General features: G+C 68.9%; 18 protein-coding genes. 12 read left to right on the top strand and 6 right to left on the bottom strand.

The window, feature by feature from the left end; translation table 11 throughout:
* Positions 1–47: 47 nt before the first annotated feature.
* The 3 genes from M5362_RS04500 to M5362_RS32950 all read left to right on the top strand — a co-directional run bounded on the left by M5362_RS04500 (position 48) and on the right by M5362_RS32950 (position 2,411).
* Positions 48–695 (top strand): hypothetical protein, encoded by a 648-nt coding sequence (locus M5362_RS04500; RefSeq protein WP_260225977.1) that lies wholly within the window; start codon positions 48–50, stop codon positions 693–695.
* Between the two features lie 88 nt (positions 696–783).
* Positions 784–1,284 (top strand): thiol peroxidase, encoded by a 501-nt coding sequence (gene tpx / locus M5362_RS04495; RefSeq protein ID WP_260225976.1) that lies wholly within the window; start codon positions 784–786, stop codon positions 1,282–1,284.
* Between the two features lie 197 nt (positions 1,285–1,481).
* Positions 1,482–2,411: a lipopolysaccharide assembly protein LapB gene (locus tag M5362_RS32950; protein WP_261365547.1), complete on the top strand. Its 930-nt coding sequence runs from the start codon at positions 1,482–1,484 to the stop codon at positions 2,409–2,411.
* A 9-nt stretch (positions 2,412–2,420) separates the two neighbouring features.
* Here M5362_RS32950 and M5362_RS04480 read toward each other — a convergent pair whose 3' ends face one another.
* From M5362_RS04480 to M5362_RS04470, 3 genes are read right to left on the bottom strand one after another with little or no spacing between them, the layout of a single operon-like run.
* Positions 2,421–2,654 carry a hypothetical protein gene (locus M5362_RS04480; RefSeq protein ID WP_260225975.1) on the bottom strand — a complete coding sequence of 78 codons (234 nt, stop codon included), beginning with the start codon at positions 2,652–2,654 and terminating at the stop codon, positions 2,421–2,423.
* A 40-nt stretch (positions 2,655–2,694) separates the two neighbouring features.
* Entirely contained in the window at positions 2,695–4,224 is a 1,530-nt protein-coding gene (locus tag M5362_RS04475) for a UDP-N-acetylglucosamine 1-carboxyvinyltransferase (protein WP_260225974.1), read from the bottom strand.
* Positions 4,225–4,273: 49 nt separating this feature from the next.
* A complete protein-coding gene (locus tag M5362_RS04470; RefSeq protein WP_260225973.1) occupies positions 4,274–4,627 on the bottom strand; it encodes a VOC family protein in 354 nt (117 codons plus the stop codon).
* Between the two features lie 342 nt (positions 4,628–4,969).
* Between M5362_RS04470 and M5362_RS04465 the strand changes: the two genes are divergently transcribed.
* Positions 4,970–6,067, top strand: a complete 1,098-nt coding sequence (locus M5362_RS04465; RefSeq protein WP_260225972.1) for a pentapeptide repeat-containing protein — start codon at positions 4,970–4,972, stop codon at positions 6,065–6,067.
* 253 nt (positions 6,068–6,320) lie between these two features.
* A complete protein-coding gene (gene acnA, locus M5362_RS04460; RefSeq protein WP_308354845.1) occupies positions 6,321–9,038 on the top strand; it encodes an aconitate hydratase AcnA in 2,718 nt (905 codons plus the stop codon).
* 91 nt (positions 9,039–9,129) lie between these two features.
* Here the strand turns inward: acnA and M5362_RS04455 are convergent, their stop codons facing one another.
* The 3 genes from M5362_RS04455 to M5362_RS04445 form a co-directional block, all read right to left on the bottom strand.
* Positions 9,130–10,059 carry a VCBS repeat-containing protein gene (locus M5362_RS04455; protein WP_260225970.1) on the bottom strand — a complete coding sequence of 310 codons (930 nt, stop codon included), beginning with the start codon at positions 10,057–10,059 and terminating at the stop codon, positions 9,130–9,132.
* Between the two features lie 169 nt (positions 10,060–10,228).
* Positions 10,229–11,137 carry a VCBS repeat-containing protein gene (locus M5362_RS04450; RefSeq protein ID WP_260225969.1) on the bottom strand — a complete coding sequence of 303 codons (909 nt, stop codon included), beginning with the start codon at positions 11,135–11,137 and terminating at the stop codon, positions 10,229–10,231.
* Between the two features lie 153 nt (positions 11,138–11,290).
* Positions 11,291–15,109, bottom strand: coding sequence for a GH92 family glycosyl hydrolase (locus tag M5362_RS04445; protein ID WP_260226167.1), 3,819 nt, complete (start codon positions 15,107–15,109; stop codon positions 11,291–11,293).
* A 389-nt stretch (positions 15,110–15,498) separates the two neighbouring features.
* Between M5362_RS04445 and ngcE the strand changes: the two genes are divergently transcribed.
* The 7 genes from ngcE to M5362_RS04410 all read left to right on the top strand — a co-directional run bounded on the left by ngcE (position 15,499) and on the right by M5362_RS04410 (position 24,290).
* Positions 15,499–16,947 (top strand): N-acetylglucosamine/diacetylchitobiose ABC transporter substrate-binding protein, encoded by a 1,449-nt coding sequence (gene ngcE / locus M5362_RS04440; RefSeq protein WP_260225968.1) that lies wholly within the window; start codon positions 15,499–15,501, stop codon positions 16,945–16,947.
* A 115-nt stretch (positions 16,948–17,062) separates the two neighbouring features.
* On the top strand, positions 17,063–17,992 hold the full coding sequence (locus M5362_RS04435; RefSeq protein WP_260225967.1) for a carbohydrate ABC transporter permease: 930 nt from the start codon (positions 17,063–17,065) through the stop codon (positions 17,990–17,992).
* 91 nt (positions 17,993–18,083) lie between these two features.
* On the top strand, positions 18,084–19,022 hold the full coding sequence (locus tag M5362_RS04430) for a carbohydrate ABC transporter permease (RefSeq protein ID WP_374214404.1): 939 nt from the start codon (positions 18,084–18,086) through the stop codon (positions 19,020–19,022).
* Positions 19,023–19,587: 565 nt separating this feature from the next.
* Positions 19,588–20,799 (top strand): ROK family transcriptional regulator, encoded by a 1,212-nt coding sequence (locus M5362_RS04425; RefSeq protein ID WP_260225966.1) that lies wholly within the window; start codon positions 19,588–19,590, stop codon positions 20,797–20,799.
* A gap of 122 nt (positions 20,800–20,921) precedes the next feature.
* The gene (locus M5362_RS04420; RefSeq protein WP_260225965.1) at positions 20,922–22,022 is read left to right on the top strand and encodes a substrate-binding domain-containing protein; all 1,101 of its coding nucleotides are present in this window, start codon (positions 20,922–20,924) and stop codon (positions 22,020–22,022) included.
* Between the two features lie 181 nt (positions 22,023–22,203).
* Positions 22,204–22,998 (top strand): ATP-binding cassette domain-containing protein, encoded by a 795-nt coding sequence (locus M5362_RS04415; protein ID WP_260225964.1) that lies wholly within the window; start codon positions 22,204–22,206, stop codon positions 22,996–22,998.
* Entirely contained in the window at positions 22,995–24,290 is a 1,296-nt protein-coding gene (locus M5362_RS04410) for a sugar ABC transporter permease (protein WP_260225963.1), read from the top strand. Before M5362_RS04415 ends, M5362_RS04410 begins: the two co-directional genes overlap by 4 nt.
* The last annotated feature ends 119 nt before the right edge of the window (positions 24,291–24,409 follow it).

Raw genomic sequence — 24,409 nt, 5'->3', positions numbered from 1 at the left:
CCGTCGAGGTGCCCCGGTTGTCACAGGCGCCCCGTACCGTCGGTGTCATGATCGTGAAAGCGCTGGCCGCCTCCACCCTGACCGCCCCCGCCGTCCGCGACCTGCTGGCGCTCCCCGCCATGGCCCCCGTGGCCGACGAGGCGTTCCTCGACCACGGCAGCTCCGTCCTGGGCTGGGAGTTCACGATGCTCGTCTGCGACGCGGAGCGCACCCGCCACGGCCACGTCCTCTCCTACGACGAGGACAACCCGGTCGGATCCCGGAGCGCGACGTTCAACCTGGTCTTCGCCGAGGCGTACCCGTACGACCCGGAGGCCGAGGCGAACGTCCGGGGGCTGACCGACGACGTCCGCGGGTGGGCGGACGAGCTCGGCGGGCGCTTCTCGACGGACCCGGCACCCGACACGTGCGAGACGCTGCTCGCCGAGGCCTCCGCGACGGTGAGCGGGGTCCTCGGCAGCGAGCCCGTCCGGACGGTGCGCTCCGACGGCCGGTTCAGCCTCGGCCCGTTCGCACTGTGCCGGATATGGCGCACCGACGCGCACGCCGTCGTCCTCACCCCTCTGCAGGACCACGGCCCGTACGGCTACCTCACCCACTTCGTCCTGGTCCTGACGCCCTGTCACGCGGACGAGGAGCTGCCGGCCGACGACACGGCTCTGCGGGCGTGGGTCCTCGACCGCATCGACTGGTAGCGCCCGAGCGCCGCCGGTACGTGCCGCGCAGCCCACGCGACGTACGATCGGGCGCGTTGTCGGTATCACTACCCAGGGAGAAACCCCCATGGCCCAGATTGCGCTCAAGGGCAACCCGGTGCAGGTCAACGGCGTGCTGCCCGCCCCCGGCACCATCGCCCCGGCGTTCACGCTCGTCGCCAAGGAGCTGTCGGACAGCTCGCTGGAGAGCTTCGCCGGACAGCGCAAGGTGCTGAACATCTTCCCGAGCGTCGACACCGGCGTCTGCGCCGCCTCGGTCCGCACCTTCAACGAGAAGGCGGCCGACCTGGCCAACACCGTCGTGCTGTGCATCTCCGCGGACCTGCCGTTCGCGCAGTCCCGCTTCTGCGGTGCGGAGGGCCTGGAGAACGTGAAGACGCTCTCCACCCTGCGCGGCCGGGAGTTCCACACCAACTACGGCGTCGAGATCGTGGACGGCCCGATGGCGGGCCTGACCGCCCGCGCCGTCGTCGTCCTGGACGAGAACAACGAGGTGCTCCACGCGGAGCTCGTGGACGAGATCACCCAGGAGCCCGACTACGAGGCCGCCATCTCCGCCCTGAAGTAACCGAGCCGGTACGGCGGGCGAGCGGGGGCCGGCCGCCCGCTCGCCCGTACCCGCCCGTGACGTCCTCGCCGACCGTTGGGTGAACTCTGGCGGAAGGTTCGTCGCACGGCGTCTCCCAAGGTCCCGGGGCCGGGGATAGTGATCTCGTCAGCAGGTTTCCCGCCGTGACACGGCCGGGCCGTGCATGTGGGGGTTCGATGACGAGATGGGATGCGGTCCGGGTACGGCAGGGCATCGTGGACAGCTGTACCTCCGCCGAGCGGGCCGGTGACGAGGCCGTGCGGAGGGGGAAGCCCCGGGAGGCCCGGCGCCACTACGAACGCATGCTGGCGAACGCGATCCGCCTGGCCGAGCAGTTCCCCGACCTCTCCACACGTCGGGAGCTGAGCGCGTCGTTCGCCAAGTACGGCGACTTCTGGCAGGGAGCCGGCCGCCCCGACCAGGCCGCGGAGGCGTACGAGGAGGGCCTGGCCGTCGCCTCGCGACTGCACGAGGAGCACCCCGACGACCTGGGGGTGCTGCGGAACCTGCGGGACGGCGCGTTCAAGCTCGGCGAGATCGCGGCGGCCGGCGACGGACGCACCGCACGCGACCGCTACGACACGGCGCTCTCGTACGCCGAGCGACTGGCGGACGCGGACCCGCGCCACCGCGGCGACCGGCGGGAGCTGGGCGTGATCCAGGAACGGCTCGGGCTCCTGGCGGCGGACCGTGGTGAGCACGGCGAGGCGGCCGAGTGGTACGCGCGCGCCCTGTCCGTCCACCGGAACCTGGCGCTGGAGACCCCCAACGACCCCGGCACCCGCCGCGATCTGGGCGTCCAGCACGAGCGCCTCGGCGACCTGGCCCTGCTCCGTCGCGACCTGGAGACCGCCCGCGCCCACTACGACGAGGCGCTGACCATCCGCCGCGCCCTGCTCGGCGACGACCCCAGGGACCTGCGGGCCCAGCGGGCGCTGAGCGTCCTCTGTGAGCGCCTCGGCGACGTCGCCCTGCTCGCGGACGGCCCGGACGGGGCGCGCCAGTGGTACGACGACAGCTTCGCGATCCTCGACGCGGCGCTCGGCCCGAAGCACCCCGAGACCCGCACGCTCCGCAAGAAGCTCCGCAGCCGTCCCACAGGCTGACCCCGCGCCTCAGAACAGCCTCAGCGAGTCCCCGTCCTCCGCCGGACCGCTCCGCAGGGCCGGAATCTCCAGCTGCCACGCGTTCGCCTCGGTGTACGGCAGGTGGGTCTCCGAACCGGGGCACAGGCTCAGGGACTTCCGCTCACGCTTGTGGTCCGTCACCGACCCGTGCCCGGCTCGTCGGGTCGGCTTGAGGGCGACGGTGCGGGCGCAGACGGGACAGACGGCACGCGGCAGAGTCATACCCCCAGAATGACGCACCCCACTGACACCGCGCCCTCCACTAGATGTCCCGGAAGATCTCGATCTGCGCGCCCACCGAGTTCAGGCGCTCCGCCAGCTCCTCGTAGCCCCGGTTGATCACGTACACGTTCCGCAGGACCGACGTGCCCTCCGCCGCCATCATCGCCAGCAGGACGACCACCGCCGGGCGCAGGGCCGGCGGGCACATCATCTCGGCCGCGCGCCAGCGGGTCGGGCCCTCGACCAGGACGCGGTGGGGGTCGAGGAGTTGGAGGCGGCCGCCCAGGCGGTTGAGGTCGGTGAGATAGATCGCCCGGTTGTCGTAGACCCAGTCGTGGATCAGCGTCTTGCCCTGGGCCGTCGCCGCGATCGCCGCGAAGAACGGCACGTTGTCGATGTTCAGGCCCGGGAACGGCATCGGGTGGATCTTGTCGATCGGCGCCTCCAGCTTGGAGGGGCGGACCGTCAGGTCGACCAGGCGGGTGCGGCCGTTGTCCGCCGCGTACTCCGGCGAGCGGTCGTGGTCGAGGCCCATCTCCTCCAGGACCGCGAGCTCGATCTCCATGAACTCGATCGGGACCCGGCGGATCGTCAGCTCCGACTCGGTGACCACGGCCGCGGCCAGCAGGCTCATCGCCTCGACCGGGTCCTCGGAGGGGGAGTAGTCCACGTCGACGTCGATCTGCGGGACGCCGTGGACGGTCAGCGTCGTCGTGCCGATGCCCTCCACCCGTACGCCCAGCGCCTCCAGGAAGAAGCACAGGTCCTGGACCATGTAGTTGGAGGAGGCGTTGCGGATGACGGTCACGCCGTCGTGGCGGGCCGCGGCGAGCAGCGCGTTCTCCGTCACGGTGTCGCCGCGCTCGGTCAGCACGATCGGGCGGTCGGGGACCACGGACGGCTCGACCTGCGCGTGGTAGAGCCCCTCGGTGGCCGTGATGTCGAGGCCGAAGCGGCGCAGCGCGATCATGTGCGGCTCGATCGTCCGCGTACCGAGGTCGCAGCCGCCCGCGTACGGCAGCTTGAAGCGGTCGAGGCGGTGCAGCAGCGGGCCGAGGAACATGATGATCGAGCGGGTGCGGATCGCGGCCTCGGCGTCGATCGAGTCCATGTCCAGCTCGGCCGGCGGCACGATCTCCAGGTCGACGCCGTCGTTGATCCAACGGGTGCGTACCCCGATGGAGTTGAGGACCTCCAGGAGCCGGAAGACCTCCTCGATGCGGGCGACGCGGCGCAGGACCGTGCGGCCCTTGTTGAGGAGCGAGCCGCAGAGCAGCGCGACACACGCGTTCTTGCTCGTCTTGACGTCGATGGCCCCGGAGAGCCGGCGGCGGCCGACGACCCGCAGATGCATGGGTCCGGCGTATCCCAGGGACACGATCTCGCTGTCCAGTGCTTCGCCGATGCGTGCGATCATCTCAAGGCTGATGTTCTGGTTGCCACGTTCGATCCGGTTCACGGCGCTCTGGCTGGTGGCCAGGGCCTCGGCGAGCTGCGTCTGCGTCCAGCCACGGTGCTGGCGGGCGTCACGGATGAGCTTGCCGATGCGTACGAGGTAGTCGTCTGCCATGGGCGTCACGTTATCTCAGATATGAGATGCGGCTCGCGAGGGTGGGCCTTCAGGGTGACGAACCGTGAGTAGTGGGGTGACGGGGCTCATACAGGGGCAGTTCGGACCCGCTCGGCAGGCGCACGGAGGCGAGCAGCCCCCAGCCCTGGTCGCTGGGCTCCGACGTCTCGGCCCCGTGCTCCCTGAGCGCGGCGAGCGTTTCGGTGAGGTCGTCGCACATCAGATAGAACTCGTGCTTCGGCTCGTCCGCCGTGGGATGGACGGCGAGTTCGGCCGGCGGCAGCCGGAAGACGAGCCAGCCCCCGCCCGCGTCGACGTGCTCGAACCCCAGGGCGTCCTTCAGGAACGCCCGGTCGGCGTCCGCGTCCGGGGTGTAGAGAATCACATGCGCGCCGCTGAACATGGTCCGATCCTCGACCCGCCGCACGCCCGCGGCAATCGATCCGCACCCGTACGGGGGTCGGGCCGCGAAGGTCGGGGCGGGTGCGCGGACCTTGCGCGAACGATCCGGGCGGAGTCGCTGACACGGCCCCGCGGGCATGCGCGATCCTTGGTCTTCCTGTGCCATGAGGAGATGAGAGTCCGGCGGCCACGGCGACGACACGGGGCGACGAGGCGAGAGGCGGCTCCGCGAAGGAGTGCGTCGCGGGGCGGCGGTGCCGACGGCAGTACCAAGTGGCTCACCCTGGCGGCCGGCCTGCCGGGCCTGGCGGCCCTGGGGGCTCTGCTGTTCACCTGGATGTCGGTGGGCCAGACCCGGGAGGAGCTGCGGATCGCGGAGGAGGGCCAGCTCACGGATCGCTTCAGTGCGGCGATCACGCACTTGGGCACGGCCTCGCCGGATGTGAAGTTCGGGGGCATCTACGCACTGGAGCGCATCATGCAGGACTCGCCTCGCGATCAGGCGAGGGTGATCTCGGTTCTGTCGGCGTACGTGCGTACCCACACGGGCGTCCCCGCGGGCGGCTTCGCGACCATGGAGGCGGGCGAGAGTCCTTCCCCGGCCGCCGACGTGAAAGCCGTGGCCGAGGTCCTGGCGGCCCGCCCCAGAGGCGAGGACGGGACGGCGAAGGTCGACTGGACGGGCGCGGATCTGCGCGGCATCGAACTCGGGCGGGAGGTCGCGCCGTCGGGGAGGTCTCCGGATGCCGTCCGCCCGTCACTCGACTTCGCGAGGCTCATCCGGGCGGATCTGCGGAAGGCGACACTCACGGGCGTGGATCTCAACCAGGCGTCGGGACGCGGAGTGAACCTGGCGGATTCCCGGCTGGTCGACGTGGACCTGGACGGGGCGGACCTGCGGGAAGGGAACCTGGCGCGGGTGCGGCTGGAGGGCACGACGAGTCTGGAGAGGGCGCAGCTCGACGACGCGGCACTCGACGAGGCGGATCTGACCGGCATCGCCCTGCGGGACGCGGACCTGCGGGACGCGTCCCTGACCGCGGCGGACCTGACCGACGCCGACCTCTCCGGGGCGATTCTGGCCCGCGCCGACCTGCGAGGGGCCCAGTTGTACGGCGCCGATCTCGTGAAGGCGAACCTGACCAGGGCGAGACTGTCCGGAGCCGAGATGTGGCAGGCGGACCTCAGCGGCGCGACTCTCGGCGGAGCCGACCTGAGCGACACCGTGATGTGGGACGTCGATCTGACCGGCGCGAACCTGACGGGAGCGAACCTGGCGGGCGCGAATCTCGGCGATGCCAAGCTCACCCGGGCTAACCTGACCGACGCGAACCTCTCGAAGGCGACCCTCCTCGGAGCCGACCTCACCGGGGCGATCCTCACCGGCGCGAACTTCGACGGGGCCCTCCCCGTTCCGGACGAGGCCCGGTCCGCCGACTGAGCGGGCGGTCATGGCAGCCGCGGGCACGTACCGCCGCGCGTTCCGCACGGATGACGCCGATCACACGCATGCCGGGCATGACCGAGCGGCGGGGATGCACTAGAGTTATCTCGACATCGAGATAACTGCTTACGGCGCACCGCAGCCGCCCACCCGGTAAGGGTTACCTAACTAAGTCTTACCTTAGCGGATCGGCGAGGAGTCGTGGCGGCAGCATGGCGGTAATACGCGCACATTGATGAAGGAGACTGTCGTGTCGGCGAACAGCTTCGACGCCCGCAGCACGCTGCGCGTGGGCGACGAGTCGTACGAGATCTTCAAGCTGGACAAGGTCGAGGGCTCCGCGCGCCTTCCCTACAGCCTGAAGGTCCTCCTGGAGAACCTGCTCCGCACCGAGGACGGCGCGAACATCACCGCCGACCACATCCGGGCCATCGGCGCCTGGGACTCGCAGGCCCAGCCGAACCAGGAGATCCAGTTCACGCCGGCCCGCGTGATCATGCAGGACTTCACCGGCGTTCCCTGCGTCGTCGACCTCGCCACCATGCGTGAGGCCGTCAAGGAGCTCGGTGGCGACCCGGCGAAGGTCAACCCGCTCTCCCCGGCCGAGCTGGTCATCGACCACTCCGTCATCGCCGACAAGTTCGGCACGAAGGACGCCTTCGGCCAGAACGTCGAGCTGGAGTACGGCCGCAACAAGGAGCGCTACCAGTTCCTGCGCTGGGGCCAGACCGCCTTCGACGACTTCAAGGTCGTCCCGCCCGGCACCGGCATCGTCCACCAGGTGAACATCGAGCACCTGGCCCGTACGGTCATGGTCCGCAACGGCCAGGCGTACCCCGACACCCTCGTCGGCACCGACTCGCACACCACCATGGTCAACGGCCTCGGTGTGCTCGGCTGGGGCGTCGGCGGCATCGAGGCCGAGGCCGCCATGCTCGGCCAGCCGGTCTCCATGCTGATCCCGCGCGTCGTCGGCTTCAAGCTGACCGGCGAGCTCCCGGCCGGCACCACCGCCACCGACCTCGTCCTCACGATCACCGAGATGCTGCGCAAGCACGGCGTCGTCGGCAAGTTCGTCGAGTTCTACGGCGAGGGTGTGGCCGCCACCTCGCTCGCCAACCGCGCCACCATCGGCAACATGTCGCCGGAGTTCGGCTCCACCGCCGCGATCTTCCCGATCGACGGCGAGACGCTGAAGTACCTCAAGCTCACCGGCCGTTCCGAGCAGCAGGTCGCGCTCGTCGAGGCGTACGCCAAGGAGCAGGGCCTCTGGCTGGACCCGTCCGCCGAGCCCGACTTCTCCGAGAAGCTGGAGCTCGACCTCTCCACGGTCGTCCCCTCCATCGCCGGCCCGAAGCGCCCGCAGGACCGCATCGTCCTCGCGAACGCCGCCCAGCAGTTCGCCCAGGACGTCCGCAACTACGTGGACGACGTGGACGAGGCGGGCAAGGAGTCCTTCCCGGCCTCCGACGCCCCGGCGAACCACCCCAACGGCGCCCCGTCGAAGCCGGTCACCGTGACCGCCCCCGACGGCTCGACGTACGAGATCGACCACGGCGCCGTCACCGTCGCCGCGATCACCTCCTGCACCAACACCTCGAACCCGTACGTCATGGTCGCCGCCGCGCTCGTCGCGAAGAAGGCCGTGGAGAAGGGCCTGACCCGCAAGCCGTGGGTCAAGACCACCCTCGCCCCGGGCTCGAAGGTCGTCACCGACTACTTCGACAAGGCGGGCCTGACCCCGTACCTCGACAAGGTCGGCTTCAACCTCGTCGGCTACGGCTGCACCACCTGCATCGGCAACTCCGGCCCGCTGCCGGAGGAGGTCTCCAAGGCCGTCAACGAGCACGACCTCGCGGTCACCTCGGTCCTCTCCGGCAACCGGAACTTCGAGGGCCGTATCAACCCCGACGTCAAGATGAACTACCTGGCCTCCCCGCCGCTGGTCGTCGCGTACGCCCTCGCGGGCTCCATGAAGGTGGACATCACCAAGGACGCGCTCGGCACCGACACCGAGGGCAAGCCGGTCTACCTGGCGGACATCTGGCCCTCCGAGGCCGAGGTGAACGACGTCGTCGCCAACGCCATCGGCGAGGACATGTTCAACAAGTCCTACCAGGACGTCTTCGCGGGCGACGCCCAGTGGCAGGCGCTGCCGATCCCGACCGGCAACACCTTCGAGTGGGACACCGAGTCCACCTACGTCCGCAAGCCCCCCTACTTCGAGGGCATGACGATGGAGACCACCCCGGTCACCGACATCGTCGGCGCGCGCGTCCTGGCCAAGCTGGGCGACTCGGTCACCACCGACCACATCTCCCCGGCCGGTGCCATCAAGGCCGACACCCCGGCCGGCAAGTACCTCACCGAGCACGGTGTGGAGCGTCGTGACTTCAACTCCTACGGCTCGCGCCGAGGCAACCACGAGGTCATGATCCGCGGTACGTTCGCCAACATCCGCCTGCGCAACCAGATCGCGCCGGGCACCGAGGGCGGCTACACCCGCGACTTCACGCAGGAGGACGCCCCCGTCTCCTTCATCTACGACGCCTCCCGCAACTACATCGAGCAGGGCACCCCGCTCGCGATCCTGGCGGGCAAGGAGTACGGCTCCGGCTCGTCCCGCGACTGGGCCGCCAAGGGCACCGCGCTGCTCGGCGTGAAGGCCGTCATCGCCGAGTCGTACGAGCGCATCCACCGCTCGAACCTCATCGGCATGGGCGTCCTGCCGCTCCAGTTCCCGGAGGGCGCCTCGGCCGCGTCCCTCGGCCTGACCGGCGAGGAGACCTTCTCCTTCACCGGCGTCGAGGAGCTCAACAACGGCACCACGCCGCGCACGGTCAAGGTCACCACCGACACCGGTGTCGAGTTCGACGCGGTCGTCCGCATCGACACCCCCGGTGAGGCGGACTACTACCGCAACGGCGGCATCATGCAGTACGTGCTGCGCAACCTGATCCGCGGCTGACGCATCGGGTGACACACGAAGCGGGCCCCGCTCCTCGACGAGAGGAGCGGGGCCCGTTCGTTCTGTGTCCGTCGGACGCCGAGGGCGTCGATCAGAACATGAGGCGGTACGTGTTCCAGCCACCGCTGCCGATGAGGACACGCGGCTTGAACGGGGCGGCGGCGTCGCCGGTGCCCGAGTAGCGGTACAGCTTGCCGGACGTGTCCCGCGCGACCAGGTCGCCGAGACCGTCGAAGTCCAGGTCGCTCACGGCCGTGAGGTTGTTGAACATGTTCCAGCCGGTGCCGACCTTGGTGCGGGCGGAGAACGGGGACTTCTGGTTGCCGGTGCCCTTGTACAGCCACAGCGTGCCCGAGCCGTCGCGCGCGACGATGTCGGCCAGGCCGTCACCGCTCAGGTCGCCGGCGCCGGTGATCTGGGTGTACTGGCCCCAGCCGCCGCCGACCAGGGTGCGACCGGTCAGCTTGCCGGTGCCGTAACCGAGGTAGATGTACAGGTTGCCCGACGTGTCACGGGCGAGCAGGTCCGGAGCGGCCGCGCCACCGAGGTTGCCCGGGACCAGGACCTTGTTGTAGATGTTCCAGCCCTTGCCGACGGTGATGCCGTCGTCCGCCGTGTCACCGTCGGCGTAGCCGAGGGTGCCGTCGGTGGTCCACACCCAGAGGTCGTCGGCGAGACCGTCACCGTCGTTGTCGGCCTGCTGGGCGTGCTTGACGTCGCCCCACGTGTCGGTCTGCCAGATGCGGGAGTCGTAACCGCCCGTGCTGTCCGGGGAGTACCAGTACAGGGTGTTGCCGGTGACGGCGCCCAGCCAGCGGTAGTCGGCCTCGGCGGCCGTGGAGGCGATGCCCGCCTTCGGTGCCTGCACGGGCTTGGTGGCCGCCGCGGCGGCCTTCTCCGCGGGATTCGGGGCGTCGGCCGCGACCGCGCTCGTCGTCGTGGCGACCAGCGCCGCCGTTATCGTCGCGACCGTGACACGGGACAGGATGCCCGCGGTGTTCAGGCCAGAGGAGTTGGCCACGTAAGTCTCCAGTCTCTGTGGTGGATAGAGGTCCGCGGCCGCCAAGGCAAGCGGGCCCCGCTCCCCGGAAGAGGAGCGGGGCCCGTTCACCTGTTCGTCGGACGCCGAGGACGTCGATCAGAACAGCAGGTCGATCAGAACAGCAGGTCGATCAGTACAGCCAGGTCGATCAGAACAGCAGGCGGTAGGTGTTCCAGCCGCTGGTGCCGATCTTCACGCGCGGCTTGAACACGCTCGCGGCGTTGCCGGTGCCCTTGTACAGGTACAGCGCGCCGGCGTTGTCACGGGCGACGAGGTCCGTGATGCCGTCGAAGTCGATGTCGCCGACCGAGACGAGGTTGTTGAACATGTTCCAGCCGCTGCCGATCTTGACGCGCCCGGCGAACGGGGTCGTGGAGCTACCGGTGCCCTTGTACAGGTACAGGTTGCCCGAGCCGTCGCGCGCGACGATGTCGGCCTTGCCGTCGTTCGTCAGGTCACCCTTGCCGGTGATCTGGTTGTACTGGCCCCAGCCGCTGCCGACCAGCTTGCGCGAGGTCAGCTTGCCGTTGCCGTAGCCCAGGTACAGGTACAGCTTGCCGGAGGCGTCCCGCGCGAGCAGGTCGTCGGCACCGGCGCCACCGAGGTTGCCCGCGGAGGTCACCTTGTTGTAGATGCCCCAGCCGCCGCCGATGGTGACCGGGTCCTCACCCCAGGCGGTGTGCTCCAGGTTGCCGTTGGTGACGCTCCAGATGGCGTCGGAGCTGCCGTCGGCGTCGTGGTCGGCCTGCGTCATGTGCTTGGCGTAGTTCCAGCCGTAGCCGTTGAGGAGACGGCTGTCCAGGCCGCCCTCGCCGTTCGGCAGGTAGACGTAGAGGTCGCCGCCGCTGGTGACGCCGTACAGGCCGTTGATCGGAGCGTCGGCCGCGGACTCCGTGTTGAACGCGGAGGCGGACGGCGCCGCCACGGCGCGCTCGGCGGCCTTCGGCTGGTCGGCCGCGACGGCCGACGTGGTCGTGGCGACCAGGGCCGCGGTTATCGCCGCGACCGTGACACGGGACAGGATGCCCGTGGTGTTCAGGCCAGAAGAATTGGCCACGTAAGACTCCAGATCTCTGGTGGAAACGGGTCCGCCGCGCCCGATCGAGGGCGCGGCGGACCACTCATTCCCAAGGATCCTCGCACAGGATCTTCACGGGTCAATTCGTTTGTGACAGAACTGTTTCGGTTAGAAGCTCCTGTTCGCCCTTTGTTAGCGGAGCAGCTCCACTTCCGCCAACTGCGCCTCCTGGCCGAGAACCAGACGGTAGGTCGTGTACGAGCCCGGTGCCCGGACCGTGAACGCCCGGGTCTGGCGGTCCCAAGTGAAGGTCTCCCCGGTCCGCTTGTCCAGGTCTGTCCACTTCTGTCCGTCCCTGGAGCCCTGCAACACCCACCCGGTAGGCGCCGATTCCGCCGCCGCCGACGTCAGCGTGTACTGCACCGCGCGCGTCTTCTCCGTGACCGGCAGCTCGACCGAGGTCAGCGCCGCCGACGTCGCCGAGGTGTTGTCGACGAGCGCGCCGGTGCCGGTGGTCGCGTCCGTGCGCGGCGCCGGGGCCTTGCCGGCCGGGGTGATCGAGACCGGGCCCGCCTGCGCGCCCGTGCCCCAGGACGAGGGCTTCGACCCCATCTCGAAGGTCAGCGTGCCGCCCCTGGCCAGCAGGTCGTGCGGCAGCGCGGTGGAGTTCCAGCGCTTGCCGTTCAGCTTCACGCCCTGCACGTACAGGTTCCTGGCGCTGTTGCGCGGGGCCTCGACGACGAGCTTGCGGCCTTCGTCCGTCCGGATCGTCGCCTTGGTGAAGAGCGGCGAGCCGATCGCGTACTCCCCGCTGCCCATGACCAGCGGATAGAAGCCGAGCGCGGAGAAGAGGTACCAGGCCGACTGCTCGCCGTTGTCCTCGTCGCCGTGGTACCCCTGCCCGATCTCGCTTCCCGTGTAGAGCCGGGAGAGCACCTCGCGGACCTTCTCCTGCGTCTTCCAGGGCTGTCCGGCCGCGTTGTACATGTACGGGACGTGGTGGGCGACCTGGTTGGAGTGGCCGTACATGCCCATCCGGACGTCACGGGCCTCGGTCATCTCGTGGATGACGCTGCCGTACGAGCCGACGAACTCCGGGCTCGCGGTCTCGGGCGTGGAGAAGTAGGTGTCCAGCTTCTGCCCGAGGCCCTTGCGGCCGCCGTACAGCGCGGCGAGTCCGCGCGAGTCCTGCGGGGCCGTGAAGGCGTAGCCCCAGCCGTTGGTCTCGGTGTAGTCGTGACCCCAGATCCTCGGGTCGTAACTCTCCGAGGGCACCCGCCAGTCGCCCTTCAGGTCACGGCCCTGGAAGAAGCCGGCCTTCTTGTCGAAGAGGGAGACATAGCTCTGGGCGCGGGAGAGGAAGTACGCCGCCTCCTCCTCGTACCGCTTCTTCCCGGTCTTCTTGTGCAGCGCCTGCGCCATCTTCGCGATGCCGTAGTCGTTGAGACAGCCCTCCAGGGACCAGGAGAGGCCCTCGTGCGTCTCGGTCGACGCGTAGCCGAGGAAGGGGGAGGTCTCCATCCCCTTGCGGCCCACGCCCCGGCTCGGCGCCACGACGGTGGCGTTCTTCAGCGCCGCCTCGTACGCCGCCTCCGCGTCGAAGTCGACGCCCTTGACGAACGCGTCGGCGAAGGCCACGTCGGAGGAGGTGCCGGTCATCAGGTCGGCGTAGCCGGGGGAGGACCAGCGGGAGATCCAGCCGCCGTCCTTGTACTGCTGAACGAAACCGTCGACCAGCTCACCGGCCTTCCTCGGGGTGAGGAAGGAGTAGGCCGGCCAGGTCGTCCGATAGGTGTCCCAGAAGCCGTTGTTGACGTACACCTTCCCGTCCACGACCTTTGCCCCGGTATGGGTGGGGGTGTCCGGGCCGGTCATGGGAGAGAAGGGGCTGGCGTACCGGTGCTTCGAACCGACCTTCTCGAATCCGGAGTTCGGGTAGAGGTAGAGCCGGTAGAGGCTGGAGTAGAGGGTCACCAGCTGGTCGTGGGTGGCCCCCTCGACCTCCACCCGGCCCAGGACCTCGTCCCAGGCGTCCTGCGCCCGCTCCTTCACGCGCTCGAAGCGGCTGCCGGCCGGGAGCTCGTCCGCGAGGTTCGCCTTCGCCTGGTCGACGGAGATCAGCGAGGTCGCGATCCGCAGGCTCACCGTGCGGTCCCCCCCGGCGTCGAAGCGGAGCAGGCCCCTGACGCCCTCGGCCGCGGAGGATGTGACCGGCGCGTCGAAGACGCCGTACACGAACATCCGGGTGGCGCCCGTCGACAGTCCGCTCTTGACGTCCGAGAAGCCGGTGAAGGAGCTGTTCGCCGCGTCGAGGGTCAGGCCGCCCTCCGCCGTGACGTTGTCGAGGACGACGCTCGCGTCGTCGCCCGGATAGGTGAAGCGCATCAGCGCCGCGTGGTCGGTCGGGGTGATCTCGGCCTTCAGGCCGTTCTCGAACGTCACGCCGTAGTAGTGCGGGCGGGCCGTCTCCTTCTCGTGGCGGAAGGCGAGCGCCCGCTCGACCCGGTCCGTCGCCGGAGTGCCGGCCGCCGCCGACGGCATCACCTGGAAGGTCTGCCGGTCGCCCATCCAGGGGCTCGGCTCATGGCTCGCGGCGAAGGCCTGCACCGTCGGCAGGTTGTCCGCGTTGTTGCCGCGCGCGTACTCGTACAGCCAGCTCCTGGAGGCCGCGTTGGTCACCGGCGTCCAGAAGTTGAAGCCGTGCGGGACGGCGGTCGCGGGGAAGGTGTTGCCGCGCGAGAAGGAGCCGCTGGAGTTCGTGCCGCGGGTGGTGGAGGCGTAGTCGGAGAGCCGGTCCAGCCGCTTCTCGGGGGCCCTGGCCTTCAGCGAGATGTCGTCGATCCAGCCCTGGAACTTCGCCGGACCCCTGGGGGAGTCGTACGCGACCAGGATCCGGTCCACGGTCTTGCCGGCCGCGACCGTGCCGATCCCGGAGGTCACCTGGTTCCACTGGTTGACGTAGAGCCGCTTGGCCGCGCCCTGGCCCCGGGGGGAGAGCAGCCCGCCGTGGGAGTCGGTGGCCCCGAGGTCGCTCAGATAGGTGCCGTCGGTGAAGGCCAGGTCCACCGCCACGTTCGTGGCGGGGTAATGGAGATCCGTCTCGGGCAGGGACGGGAAGATCCGGTACGACAGCTCGGTGTCCCGGGCGATCCGGGTGTCCACGTCGAAGATCTTGTTGTACGAGTACGCCCGGCCGTCCGGCTTGTGCGTACCGGCGTAGCGCAGCGCGCGCGTCCCGGTGAAGCCGGCGTTCGCCTTGGCGGTCGGCGACCCGCCGGGGCCGCGGTCGACATGGCTGCGCATCTCCTCGGGCACGGGGGAGGAGGTGTCACCGTTCGAGAACTGAACGTCCGCCAGCTGGGTGAGGCTCGCGCCGGCGTTCTTCGTGAACTCGAGCCGGTAGTGGGCGTATGCCGTGTCGTTGGCGAATTCGTACGTCTTCGTCTCGAAGCGCTTGGCGAAGCTCTGACCCTCGCGGCTGTCGAGGACCGTCCACTCCTTGCCGTCCGCCGAGCCCTTCAGGGTCCAGTCCCGAGGGTCGCGCTCGGCCGCGTCGTTCGCCGACGTCAGCGCGTACGTGACCACCTTGACCGGCTCGTCCAGATCGAACTCGATCCAGGCGGTCGGCTCGAAGACCAGCCATTTCGTGGAGGGCTGGAGATCGACCAGGTTCTCCTTGGTCTCTCCGGAGCCCGCGTTCTCACCACTGGCCCGCAGCGACACCACCTTGTCGGTGACATTGCCCGGTATTCCACTGGCGAAGCCGCCGTCCACCCCCGAGGCACGCTGGGCGCCGTCCGCTCCGACGTCCACCGTATTACGCCAAGTGGGCTGAGTTTCGTCCGATTCGAAGGAGGTGGCGAACTCCCGGGTGGATATGTTCGTTTGGCCGGGAAGTGCCTGTGCCACCGAGGGCGCCGAGCTGAGTACCAGGGCCGTCGACGCGATCAGCGCGGCGGCTCTGAAGCGAGGGTTCCGGGACCGTGATCGGGTGCGAATTCTGGGCTCCATGCCGTGCCGCCGCTCCTGCCACTGGATTTGGACAACGTTGTCAATCGAAAGTCGCAGGCTCCAGTAGGGGGCCAAGTGGCTGACGGTGTCAAGGGTGTTGACGGCAAGTCGGGGGAGGAATCGGCATAGATGCGCCTTCATAATCCGCGAGGTCTCAACTCGGGAAAGACTGCCGCGCAAACCTGCTTTCGATCTTGCTCAGAAGAAGGGAAGTGGACTATACCTGTCGGCGTCCGGACCGTCGTCACCACGTGCTCGACGGCACGACGTCTGTACGTGTACGACCCAAGCTGCATTCGAATGCGGTGGCGGGGCCCTTCGCCTGTGGCGATCAGAAAACGGGCGACCGGTACACCGCCTGAGTCCTGAATGAAGGCGAGGACTTGAGCATGGGATCCACCTCCGCGCACAACGACGAGGGCCTCGGCCGCCGCGATCTGATCAAGCGGTCCGCCGCTCTCGGTCTGATCTCGGTGCCGACGATGAGCTTCCTTTCCGCCTGCGCCAGCGGCGGCACCTCCGACGGTGGCGACAAGGTCGAGAAGGGCACCAAGTCCGAGAAGAACCCGCTCGGCGTCAACGGGTCGGCTCCGCTCGACTTCGTCCTCTTCGACGGAGGCTTCGGCCAGCAGTACGCCAAGGACGCGGTGAAGGTCTACGAGAGCACCTATCCACAGGCCAAGGTCAAGTTCACCGCCACCCAGAAGATCACCACCGAGCTGCAGCCGCGGTTCAACGGCGGCAACCCGCCGGACCTCATCGACAACTCCGGCGCCGAGCAGATGGACATGGGTGTCCTCGTCGGCCAGAAGCAGCTGACCGACCTCACCGCGCTGCTCGACGCCGCCTCGATCGACGACCCGAGCAAGAAGGTCCGCGACACCCTGCGCCCGGGCATCGTGGAGATGGGCCAGTTCGACGGCGCCCCGGTCTGGATCCTCTACTACGCGTACACGATCTACGGCGTCTGGTACTCCCAGAAGCTGCTGGACTCGCTCGACGCGAAGTACCCCGAGACCTGGGACGAGATGCTGGCCGTCTGCGAGAAGGCCAAGAAGAAGGGCATCGCGGGCTGGACGTACGCCGGCAAGCACCCGTACTACGTCCCCTTCTCGCTGTACCCGATGATCGGCAAGGTCGGTGGCCGCGAGGTCCTGGACGCGATCGACAACCTGGAGCCGAAGGCCTGGGAGCACCCCGCCGTCAAGGCCTGTTTCGAGGCGTACTACGAGCTCCAGCGCAAGGGCTACATCCTCCAGGGCACCCCGGGCCTCGACCACATCCAGTCGCAGACGGCCTGGACCGAGGGCAAGGCGCTCTTCATCCCGAACGGCTCGTGGGTGGAGAACGAGGCGGCGAAGACCATGCCGAAGGACTTCGACCTCGCCGTCTCCGCCCCGACCGGCATCGACTCCTCCGACAAGATGCCGTTCGGCACGATCTGGGCCTCCGGCGGTGAGCCCTTCATCGTCCCGGCCAAGGCGAAGAACGCCGAGGGCGGCATGGAGCAGCTGCGCATCATGCTCAGCGAGGCCTCCTCGAAGAACTTCACCCAGTCGGTGAAGTCGCTGACCGCGTTCAACGGCGGCACGGACGGCATCGAGCTGACCCCGGGTCTGAAGTCCGGTGTCGCGGCCCTCGACAAGGCCGGACAGAACGTCGTCAACCCGCGTCTGCAGGACTGGTACGTGGCGCTGCAGAAGGAGAAGATCGGAGTCGCCGGCATCGGCGAGATGATGGCCGGCCGGGCGACCCCGGCCGAGACGATCAAGAAGATCCAGAAGTTCGCCGACGAGGCGGCCAAGGACTCCTCCATCAAGCACTACAAGCACCAGTGAGCTGTGCCGGGGCCCCTTCCCGCCGACCGGGAGCGGGCCCCGGCTCCTTGCGTACGGCACTCACGCCACGCACGGCACCAGCGGCTACTCCGCGGGAAGATCGGGGTCGGTAGGAATGCAACACGGCAAGTACCGTTTCATCGTGGGGTTCCTGGCGGTCCCCCTGGCCATGTACGCGTTGTTCGTCATCTGGCCCTTCGTCCAGTCCATCTACTACTCGTTCACGGACTGGAGCGGTCTCAGCCCCGAATTCCGGATGGTCGGGTTCGACAACTACAGCCGCATGCTCGACGACGAGGTGTTCTGGAAATCGCTCCAGCACAGCCTGACCTTCGCGGTCGTGCTGCCGCTGGTCACCGTCGGCCTGGCGCTGTTCTTCGCGTTCATGCTCAATGTGGGCGGTCGGCGCCGCCGGGGGGCGGCCGTCGCCGGTGTGCGCGGTTCGTCCTTCTACAAGATCGTGTACTTCTTCCCGCAGGTGCTGTCCATCGCGATCGTGGCGCTTCTCTTCCAGTTCGCGTACAACCCCAACAGCGGAGCCATCAACTCGGTCCTCAAGGGAGTCGGACTCGGCAGCATCCAGCCCGACTGGCTGGGCGACCCGAACCTGGCCCTCATCTGTGTGATGGTCGTCCTCGTCTGGTCCACGGTCGGCTTCTTCGTGGTGCTCTTCTCGGCGGGCATGGCCTCGATCCCCAAGGACTTCTACGAGGCGGCGCTGCTCGACGGCGCGAACCGTTTCACCACCTTCTTCAAGATCACGCTGCCGCTGCTCTGGGACACCGTGCAGTCCGGCTGGATCTACATGGGCATCCTGGCGCTCGGCGCCGAGTCCTTCGCCGTCGTCCAGATCATGACGGTCGGCCCCAACGGCGGCGGGCCGGACTACTCCACCATCGTGATGCCGCTGTACGTGTACCAGAAGGCCTTCCGTGACGGTCAGGCCGCCTACGCGACCACGATCGGTGTCGCGCTGCTCGTCGTGACGCTGCTCTTCGCGGCCGTCGTGATGCGGCTCGGCCGGCGCGAGCGGCTGGAGTACTGATGCTGTGTCTTCCCGGCGGACAGCCCCCGGACCTTCAGCACGCAAGCAGCTCGGTCGCGGTGGCCGGCACGACAGCACGAGGTGACCTCCGGTGAAAGCCATCGACACCCCTCCGGCCGGCGCGGCGCTGCCCGAGCCCCCCGAGCCCGGCGTCACGAAGGTGACGACGAGCGCGCCTCCCGCTCCGCGCAGGACGAGCAAGGCGGAGGGCGCGACCCTCAACGTCTTCTCCCACGGCATCCTGATCGTCTGGGCGATCATGGTGGTCATGCCGCTGCTGTGGGCGGTCATGACCTCCTTCAAGACCGACCGGGCGATCTTCACCTCGCCCTGGGCGCTGCCCGACAAGCTGCACTTCGAGAACTGGTCGCGCGCCTGGACCGAGGCGCACATGAGCGACTACTTCCTGAACACCGTCCTGGTGGTGGGCGGGTCGCTCATCGGCACGCTGCTCTTCGGTTCGATGGCGGCCTACGTGCTGGCCCGCTTCGACTTCCCGGGCAACCGCTTCATCTACTTCCTCTTCATCGGCGGGATGAGCTTCCCGATCATCCTGGCGCTCGTGCCGCTGTTCTACGTACTGCAGAACATGGCCCTGCTCAACACGCTGCACGGCCTCATCCTGGTCTACATCGCGTACTCGCTGCCGTTCACGGTCTTCTTCCTCACCGCCTTCTTCCGCACCCTGCCGACCTCGGTGGCGGAAGCGGCCTTCATGGACGGCGCCTCACACACCCGGACCTTCTTCCAGGTGATGCTGCCGATGGCCAAGCCGGGCCTGATCAGCGTGGGCATCTTCAACTTCCTGGGCCAGTGGAACCAGTACCTGCTGCCCACCGTGCTCAACACCGAGCAGGACCAGAAGGTGCTCTCCCAGGGGCTGGTCCAGCTCGCCGTCAGCCAGGGATACAAGGGCGACTGGTCGGGCCTGTTCGCCGGCCTGGTCATGGCCATGCTCCCCGTTCTCGTCGCGTACATCGTCTTCCAGCGCCAGGTGGTCGCCGGTCTGACCGCCGGCGCGGTGAAGTGACGGCGCCGGTGAGGTGACGGTCCCCCGGTGAGGTGACGGTCCCCTGGTGAGGTGACGGTCCCCCGGTGAGGTGACGGTCCCGAACGCCCCGAGGGCGGCCCCTGCGCACAGGGGCCGCCCTCGGTCGCGCCGCGGCGGTGTCCAGGGCCCGGCCGAATCCACCGCCGCACCGGCCGAAAGACGGACAAGCCGGGGTCACGAGGACATCTCGAACCGAGTACGGACCACCCGCCGCCCTCCCGGTCCGAAAGCCCCGCCCAGGGCCGGGCCACGTCCCCCGCGCGGAGCGCCCGTACCCGCGTTGACCTGCGTGTTCACCCCCGAAGCCGGGTATCCTGAGGTATCACCGCGAGCGTCGGTCCCCGCCCGTTCCCGGCCGGACCGGAGGCGGTGTCGCCGCCGAGCTCATCCGAGCCTCCTCTGGCTCAAGGTCTTGACGGGGGACAACCCCAAAGGCTCATCTTAGAGTTCACAAGTTGGAGAACAGGCCGGGGTCTCACAGGTGTGCCCCCGGCATCGGGGGCGGTGATCACACCGTCCGTCGCAGGCGGGAGTGGATGAGTCGATGGAGACTCCGGGTTCGCAGACATCTCTGCACAGGGCCAATCTCGAACGGGTCGTCCGTGCGGTACGCATGGCGGGCTCGCTCACGCAGGCGGAGATCGCCCGGGCGACCGGCCTGTCCGCCGCCACGGTCTCCAACATCGTGCGGGAGCTGAAGGACGGCGGAACCGTCGAGGTCACCCCCACCTCCGCGGGCGGCCGCCGGGCCCGCAGCGTCTCGCTCTCCGGTGACGCGGGCATCGTCATCGGCGTCGACTTCGGCCACACCCATCTGCGGGTCGCCGTGGGCAACCTCGCCCACCAGGTGCTGGCCGAGGAGTCCGAGCCGCTGGACGTCGACGCCTCCTCCGCCGAGGGCTTCGACCGGGCGGAACGCCTGGTCATGCGGCTGATCGGGGCGACCGGCATCGGCCGTGACAAGGTCGTCGGCGTCGGCCTCGGCGTACCGGGCCCGATCGACGTCTCCTCGGGCACGCTGGGCTCCACGTCGATCCTGCCGGGCTGGAGCGGCATCAACCCGGCAGAGGAGCTCTCGGGCCGGCTCGGCGTCCCCGTGTACGTCGACAACGACGCCAACCTCGGCGCGCTCGGCGAGCTCGTCTGGGGCAGCGGCCGCGGGGTGAAGGACCTGGCCTACATCAAGGTCGCCAGCGGCGTCGGCGCGGGCCTCGTCATCGACGGACGGGTCTACCGGGGGCCCGGCGGCACCGCCGGCGAGATCGGGCACATCACGCTCGACGAGTCCGGCCCTGTCTGCCGTTGCGGCAACCGGGGCTGCCTGGAGACCTTCGCGGCCGCCCGCTACGTCCTGCCCCTGCTCCAGCCCGGTCACGGCCCCGATCTGACGATGGAACGGGTCGTCCAGCTGGCCCGTGAGGGCGATCCCGGCTGCCGCCGGGTGATCGCCGACGTCGGCCGCCACATCGGCAGCGGTGTCGCCAACCTCTGCAACCTCCTGAACCCCAGCAGGGTGGTCCTGGGCGGCGACCTCGCCGAGGCCGGCGAGCTGGTGCTCGCGCCGATCCGGGACTCCGTCTCGCGGTACGCCATCCCCAGCGCCGCACGGCAGTTGTCGCTCGCTCCCGGAGCGCTCGGCGGGCGCGCGGAGGTGCTCGGCGCGCTGGCTCTCGTACTGAGCGAGATGGGCGATTCGACCCTCCTTGAGAGTGCTCTGCCCAGCGCCGCGAGCGCCGCCAGTCCTGCCTTCACTTAGATAACGAATGGCACCGTTGCCATCTCGTTAAGGATTTACTTCTTGACGGTGACGTCGCGGCCGAGTTGACTTCCAGCCACCTCGGCCGCAATGTCGCGGCCTCGTCAGGGAGGCAACCCCACATGAACGCAGTGACGCGTCGCATCGTCATAGGCACGGCCGCGGTTTCCATGGCCCTCTCCGTCGCCGCCTGTGGCAAGGCGGGCGACAGCGACTCGGGTAACGGGAGCGGCGGCGACGGCAAGACCATCGGTCTGCTGCTTCCGGAGAACAAGACCACGCGCTACGAGACCTTCGACCGCCCGATCATCGAGGCGAAGATCGAGGCTCTCTGCTCGGACTGCGAGGTCAAGTACAACAACGCCGCGCAGGACACCGAGACGCAGAAGAAGCAGTTCGACGCGCTGGTGACGCAGGGCGTGAAGGTCATCATCCTGGACTCGGTCGACTACAAGGCCACCAAGTCCTGGGTCCAGCAGGCCGAGAAGAAGGGCGTCAAGGTCGTCGCGTACGACCGTCTGGCCGAGGGCCCGATCTCCGCCTACGTCAGCTACGACAACGAGAAGATCGGCCGCCTGCAGGGCGAGGGCCTGGTGAAGGCGCTCGGCGACAAGGCCAAGGACGCCAACGTTGTCATGATCAACGGCTCGCCGACCGACCCGAACGCCCCGCTCTTCAAGAAGGGCGCCCACAGCGTCCTCGACTCGGCCGTCAAGAAGGTCGTCTACGAGCAGGACATCCCGGACTGGTCGCCCGACGAGGCCAACAAGAAGATGGGTGCCGCCATCGACTCGCTGGGCAAGGACGGCTTCCAGGGCGTCTACTCGGCCAACGACGGCATGGCCGGCGGCATCATCACTGCCCTCTCCAAGCAGGGCATCAAGGTCCCGGTCGGCGGCCAGGACGCCGAGCTCGCCGGTCTGCAGCGCATCCTGAAGGGCGACCAGTCCTTCACGATCTACAAGCAGATCAAGCCCGAGGCCGAGACCACGGCCGAGATCGCGGTCCGCCTGCTCAAGGGCGAGAAGATCGACGACCTGGTCCCCACCAAGGTCACCAGCCTGACCGGTGAGTTCAAGGACATCCCGGCGAAGCTGTACGACGCGCAGGTCGTGACCAAGGAGAACATCGGCTCCACGATCATCGCCGACGGCGTCTACGAGGCCGCGGCCCTCTGCGCCGGCGAGTACCAGGCGGCCTGCGACGCGGCGGGCATCAAGTAACACCCGCTGCCGGTACGGCCTTCGGACCCACTGACCTCCTCCGTACGGCCCCCGGTTCCGGTCCGGCGCCACCCCGCCCCGTTCAACGCCCCGCAAGCGGGGGCGGGGGCGCCGGACTCCTCTCACAGCCCCCTCTGTGCTCTCTCGCACCACCATCCCCGCCGGTCAGGCGGCGAAGGAGATGATTCACGTGTCCGCTACGCCCGTGCTGGCGTTGCGCGGAGTCTCCAAGCGGTTCGGCGCCGTCCAGGTGCTCACCGACGTAGAACTGGAGATCCACGCCGGTGAGGTCGTCGCCCTGGTCGGCGACAACGGCGCCGGCAAGTCGACCCTCGTCAAGACGATCTCGGGTGTTCACCCGATCGACGAGGGCGTCATCGAGTGGGACGGCCGCCCCGTCCAGATCACCAGGCCGCACGACGCCCAGAACCTCGGGGTCGCCACCGTCTACCAGGACCTGGCGCTCTGCGACAACCTCGACGTCGTCGCCAACCTCTTCCTCGGCAGCGAGCTGAGCTCCGGCTCCGTCCTCGACGAGATCGCCATGGAGAAGCGCGCCAAGGAGCTCCTGGACACCCTGTCCATCCGGATCCCGTCCGTCCGCATCCCGGTCGCGGCGCTCTCCGGCGGTCAGCGTCAGGTCGTGGCCATCGCCCGCGCCCTGATCGGCGACCCGAAGATCGTCATCCTGGACGAGCCCACCGCCGCCCTCGGCGTCGAGCAGACCGCACAGGTGCTCGACCTCGTGGAGCGGCTGCGCGAGCGCGGCCACGGAGTCATCCTCATCAGCCACAACATGGCTGACGTCCGCGCCGTCGCGGACCGCGTCGCGGTCCTGCGCCTGGGCCGCAACAACGGCGACTTCCCGGTCGCCGAGACCAGCCACGAGACGATCATCGCGGCCATCACGGGCGCCACGGACAACGCCGTGACCCGTCGCCAGGCGCGCCAGGCCACGAAGGAGGACGCGAAGTGAGCGACCTCGCCAAGACCCCCAAGCCCCGCTCCGCGGAGGCCCCGGCGGCCTCCGCCGCCCCGATCCCCGCCGTCGACCCGCGCCTGCTGGTCCGCGAGCAGGGCATCAAGGGCTACTGGACCGAGTTCAGCCGCAAGGTCCGCGGTGGCGAGCTCGGCTCGCTGCCCGTCGTCCTGGGCCTGATCGTCATCGCGGTCGTGTTCCAGGTCCAGAACAGCAACTTCCTCTCCGCGAGCTCCGTCGCCAACGTCTCGGTGTACGCCTCCGGCCTCGGCATCATGGCCGTCGGTATCGTCTTCGTACTGATCCTGGGCGAGATCGACCTGTCGGTCGGCTCCGTCGCCGGCGTCGGCGCGGCCGTCTGGGCAGGCCTCCAGGTCAGCAACGGCATGAACGAGTGGCTGTCCATCGTGCTCGCGGTGCTCACCGGCACCGCCATCGGCGCGCTGCACGGCTTCTTCTTCGCCAAGATCGGCGTCCCCGCCTTCGTGGTGACCCTCGCGGGCTTCCTCGCCTGGATGGGTATGCAGGAGTGGCTGATGGGCGGGGAAGGCTCCATCAACACGCCCTCGGGCAGTGTCGTGGAGAACCTCACCAACTACTTCTTCGCCGACAAGGCGGCCGCCTACGGCCTCGCCCTCGTCGCCGTGCTCGCCTACCTCGGGTCGCTGCTGCTCGACACCAAGCGCCGCAAGGCGGCGGCCCTGCCGGCCCGCCCCCTCAGCGAGATCGTGCTGCGCACGGCCGTCGTCGCGGTCCTCGTCTTCGCCGTCGCCTACGTCATGAACGAGCCGGAGGGCGCCCGTGGCCTGCCGCTCGCCCTGGTCCTCTTCGTGGCCGTCCTGGTGATCGCCGACTTCGTCGCCCGCCGCACGCTCTTCGGCCGCAAGGTCTTCGCGGTCGGCGGCAACGCCGAGGCCGCCCGCCGCGCCGGCATCAACGTCGACCGCATCCGGATCGCGGTCTTCGCCCTCTCCGGCACCCTCGGCGCCTTCGGTGGCCTCTTCATCGCGAGCCTCTCCGGCGGCGCGACCAAGAGCCTCGGTGGCGGCAACACCCTGATGCTCGTCATCGCGGCGGCCGTCATCGGTGGCACCAGCCTCTTCGGCGGCCGGGGCAAGGTCTGGTCGGCACTCCTGGGGATGATCGTGATCCAGTCGATCCAGCAGGGTCTGAACATGATCGGCATGTCCAACGCCATCCAGAACATGATCACCGGCGCGGTGCTCCTCGCCGCCGTCGTGATCGACTCGGTCTCGCGCCGTACGCAGAAGACCGCGGGCCGCGCGTAGCGCCCTCGGCGTTAGCAACCCCACAGTGTCCGGCGCCGGAGAACCGGTGCCGGGCACTGCTGCGTCTGGACCTGTGCACCGCCCGTACGCTCAGCGGTGTGTCGGCCACGAGCGCGACG

This window comes from Streptomyces sp. Je 1-79 (assembly GCF_025195125.1).
Classification (GTDB): Bacteria; Actinomycetota; Actinomycetes; order Streptomycetales; family Streptomycetaceae; genus Streptomyces.
The sequence above is the reverse complement of the archived record's forward strand: the minus strand, read 5'-3'. Positions and strand labels throughout refer to the sequence as shown.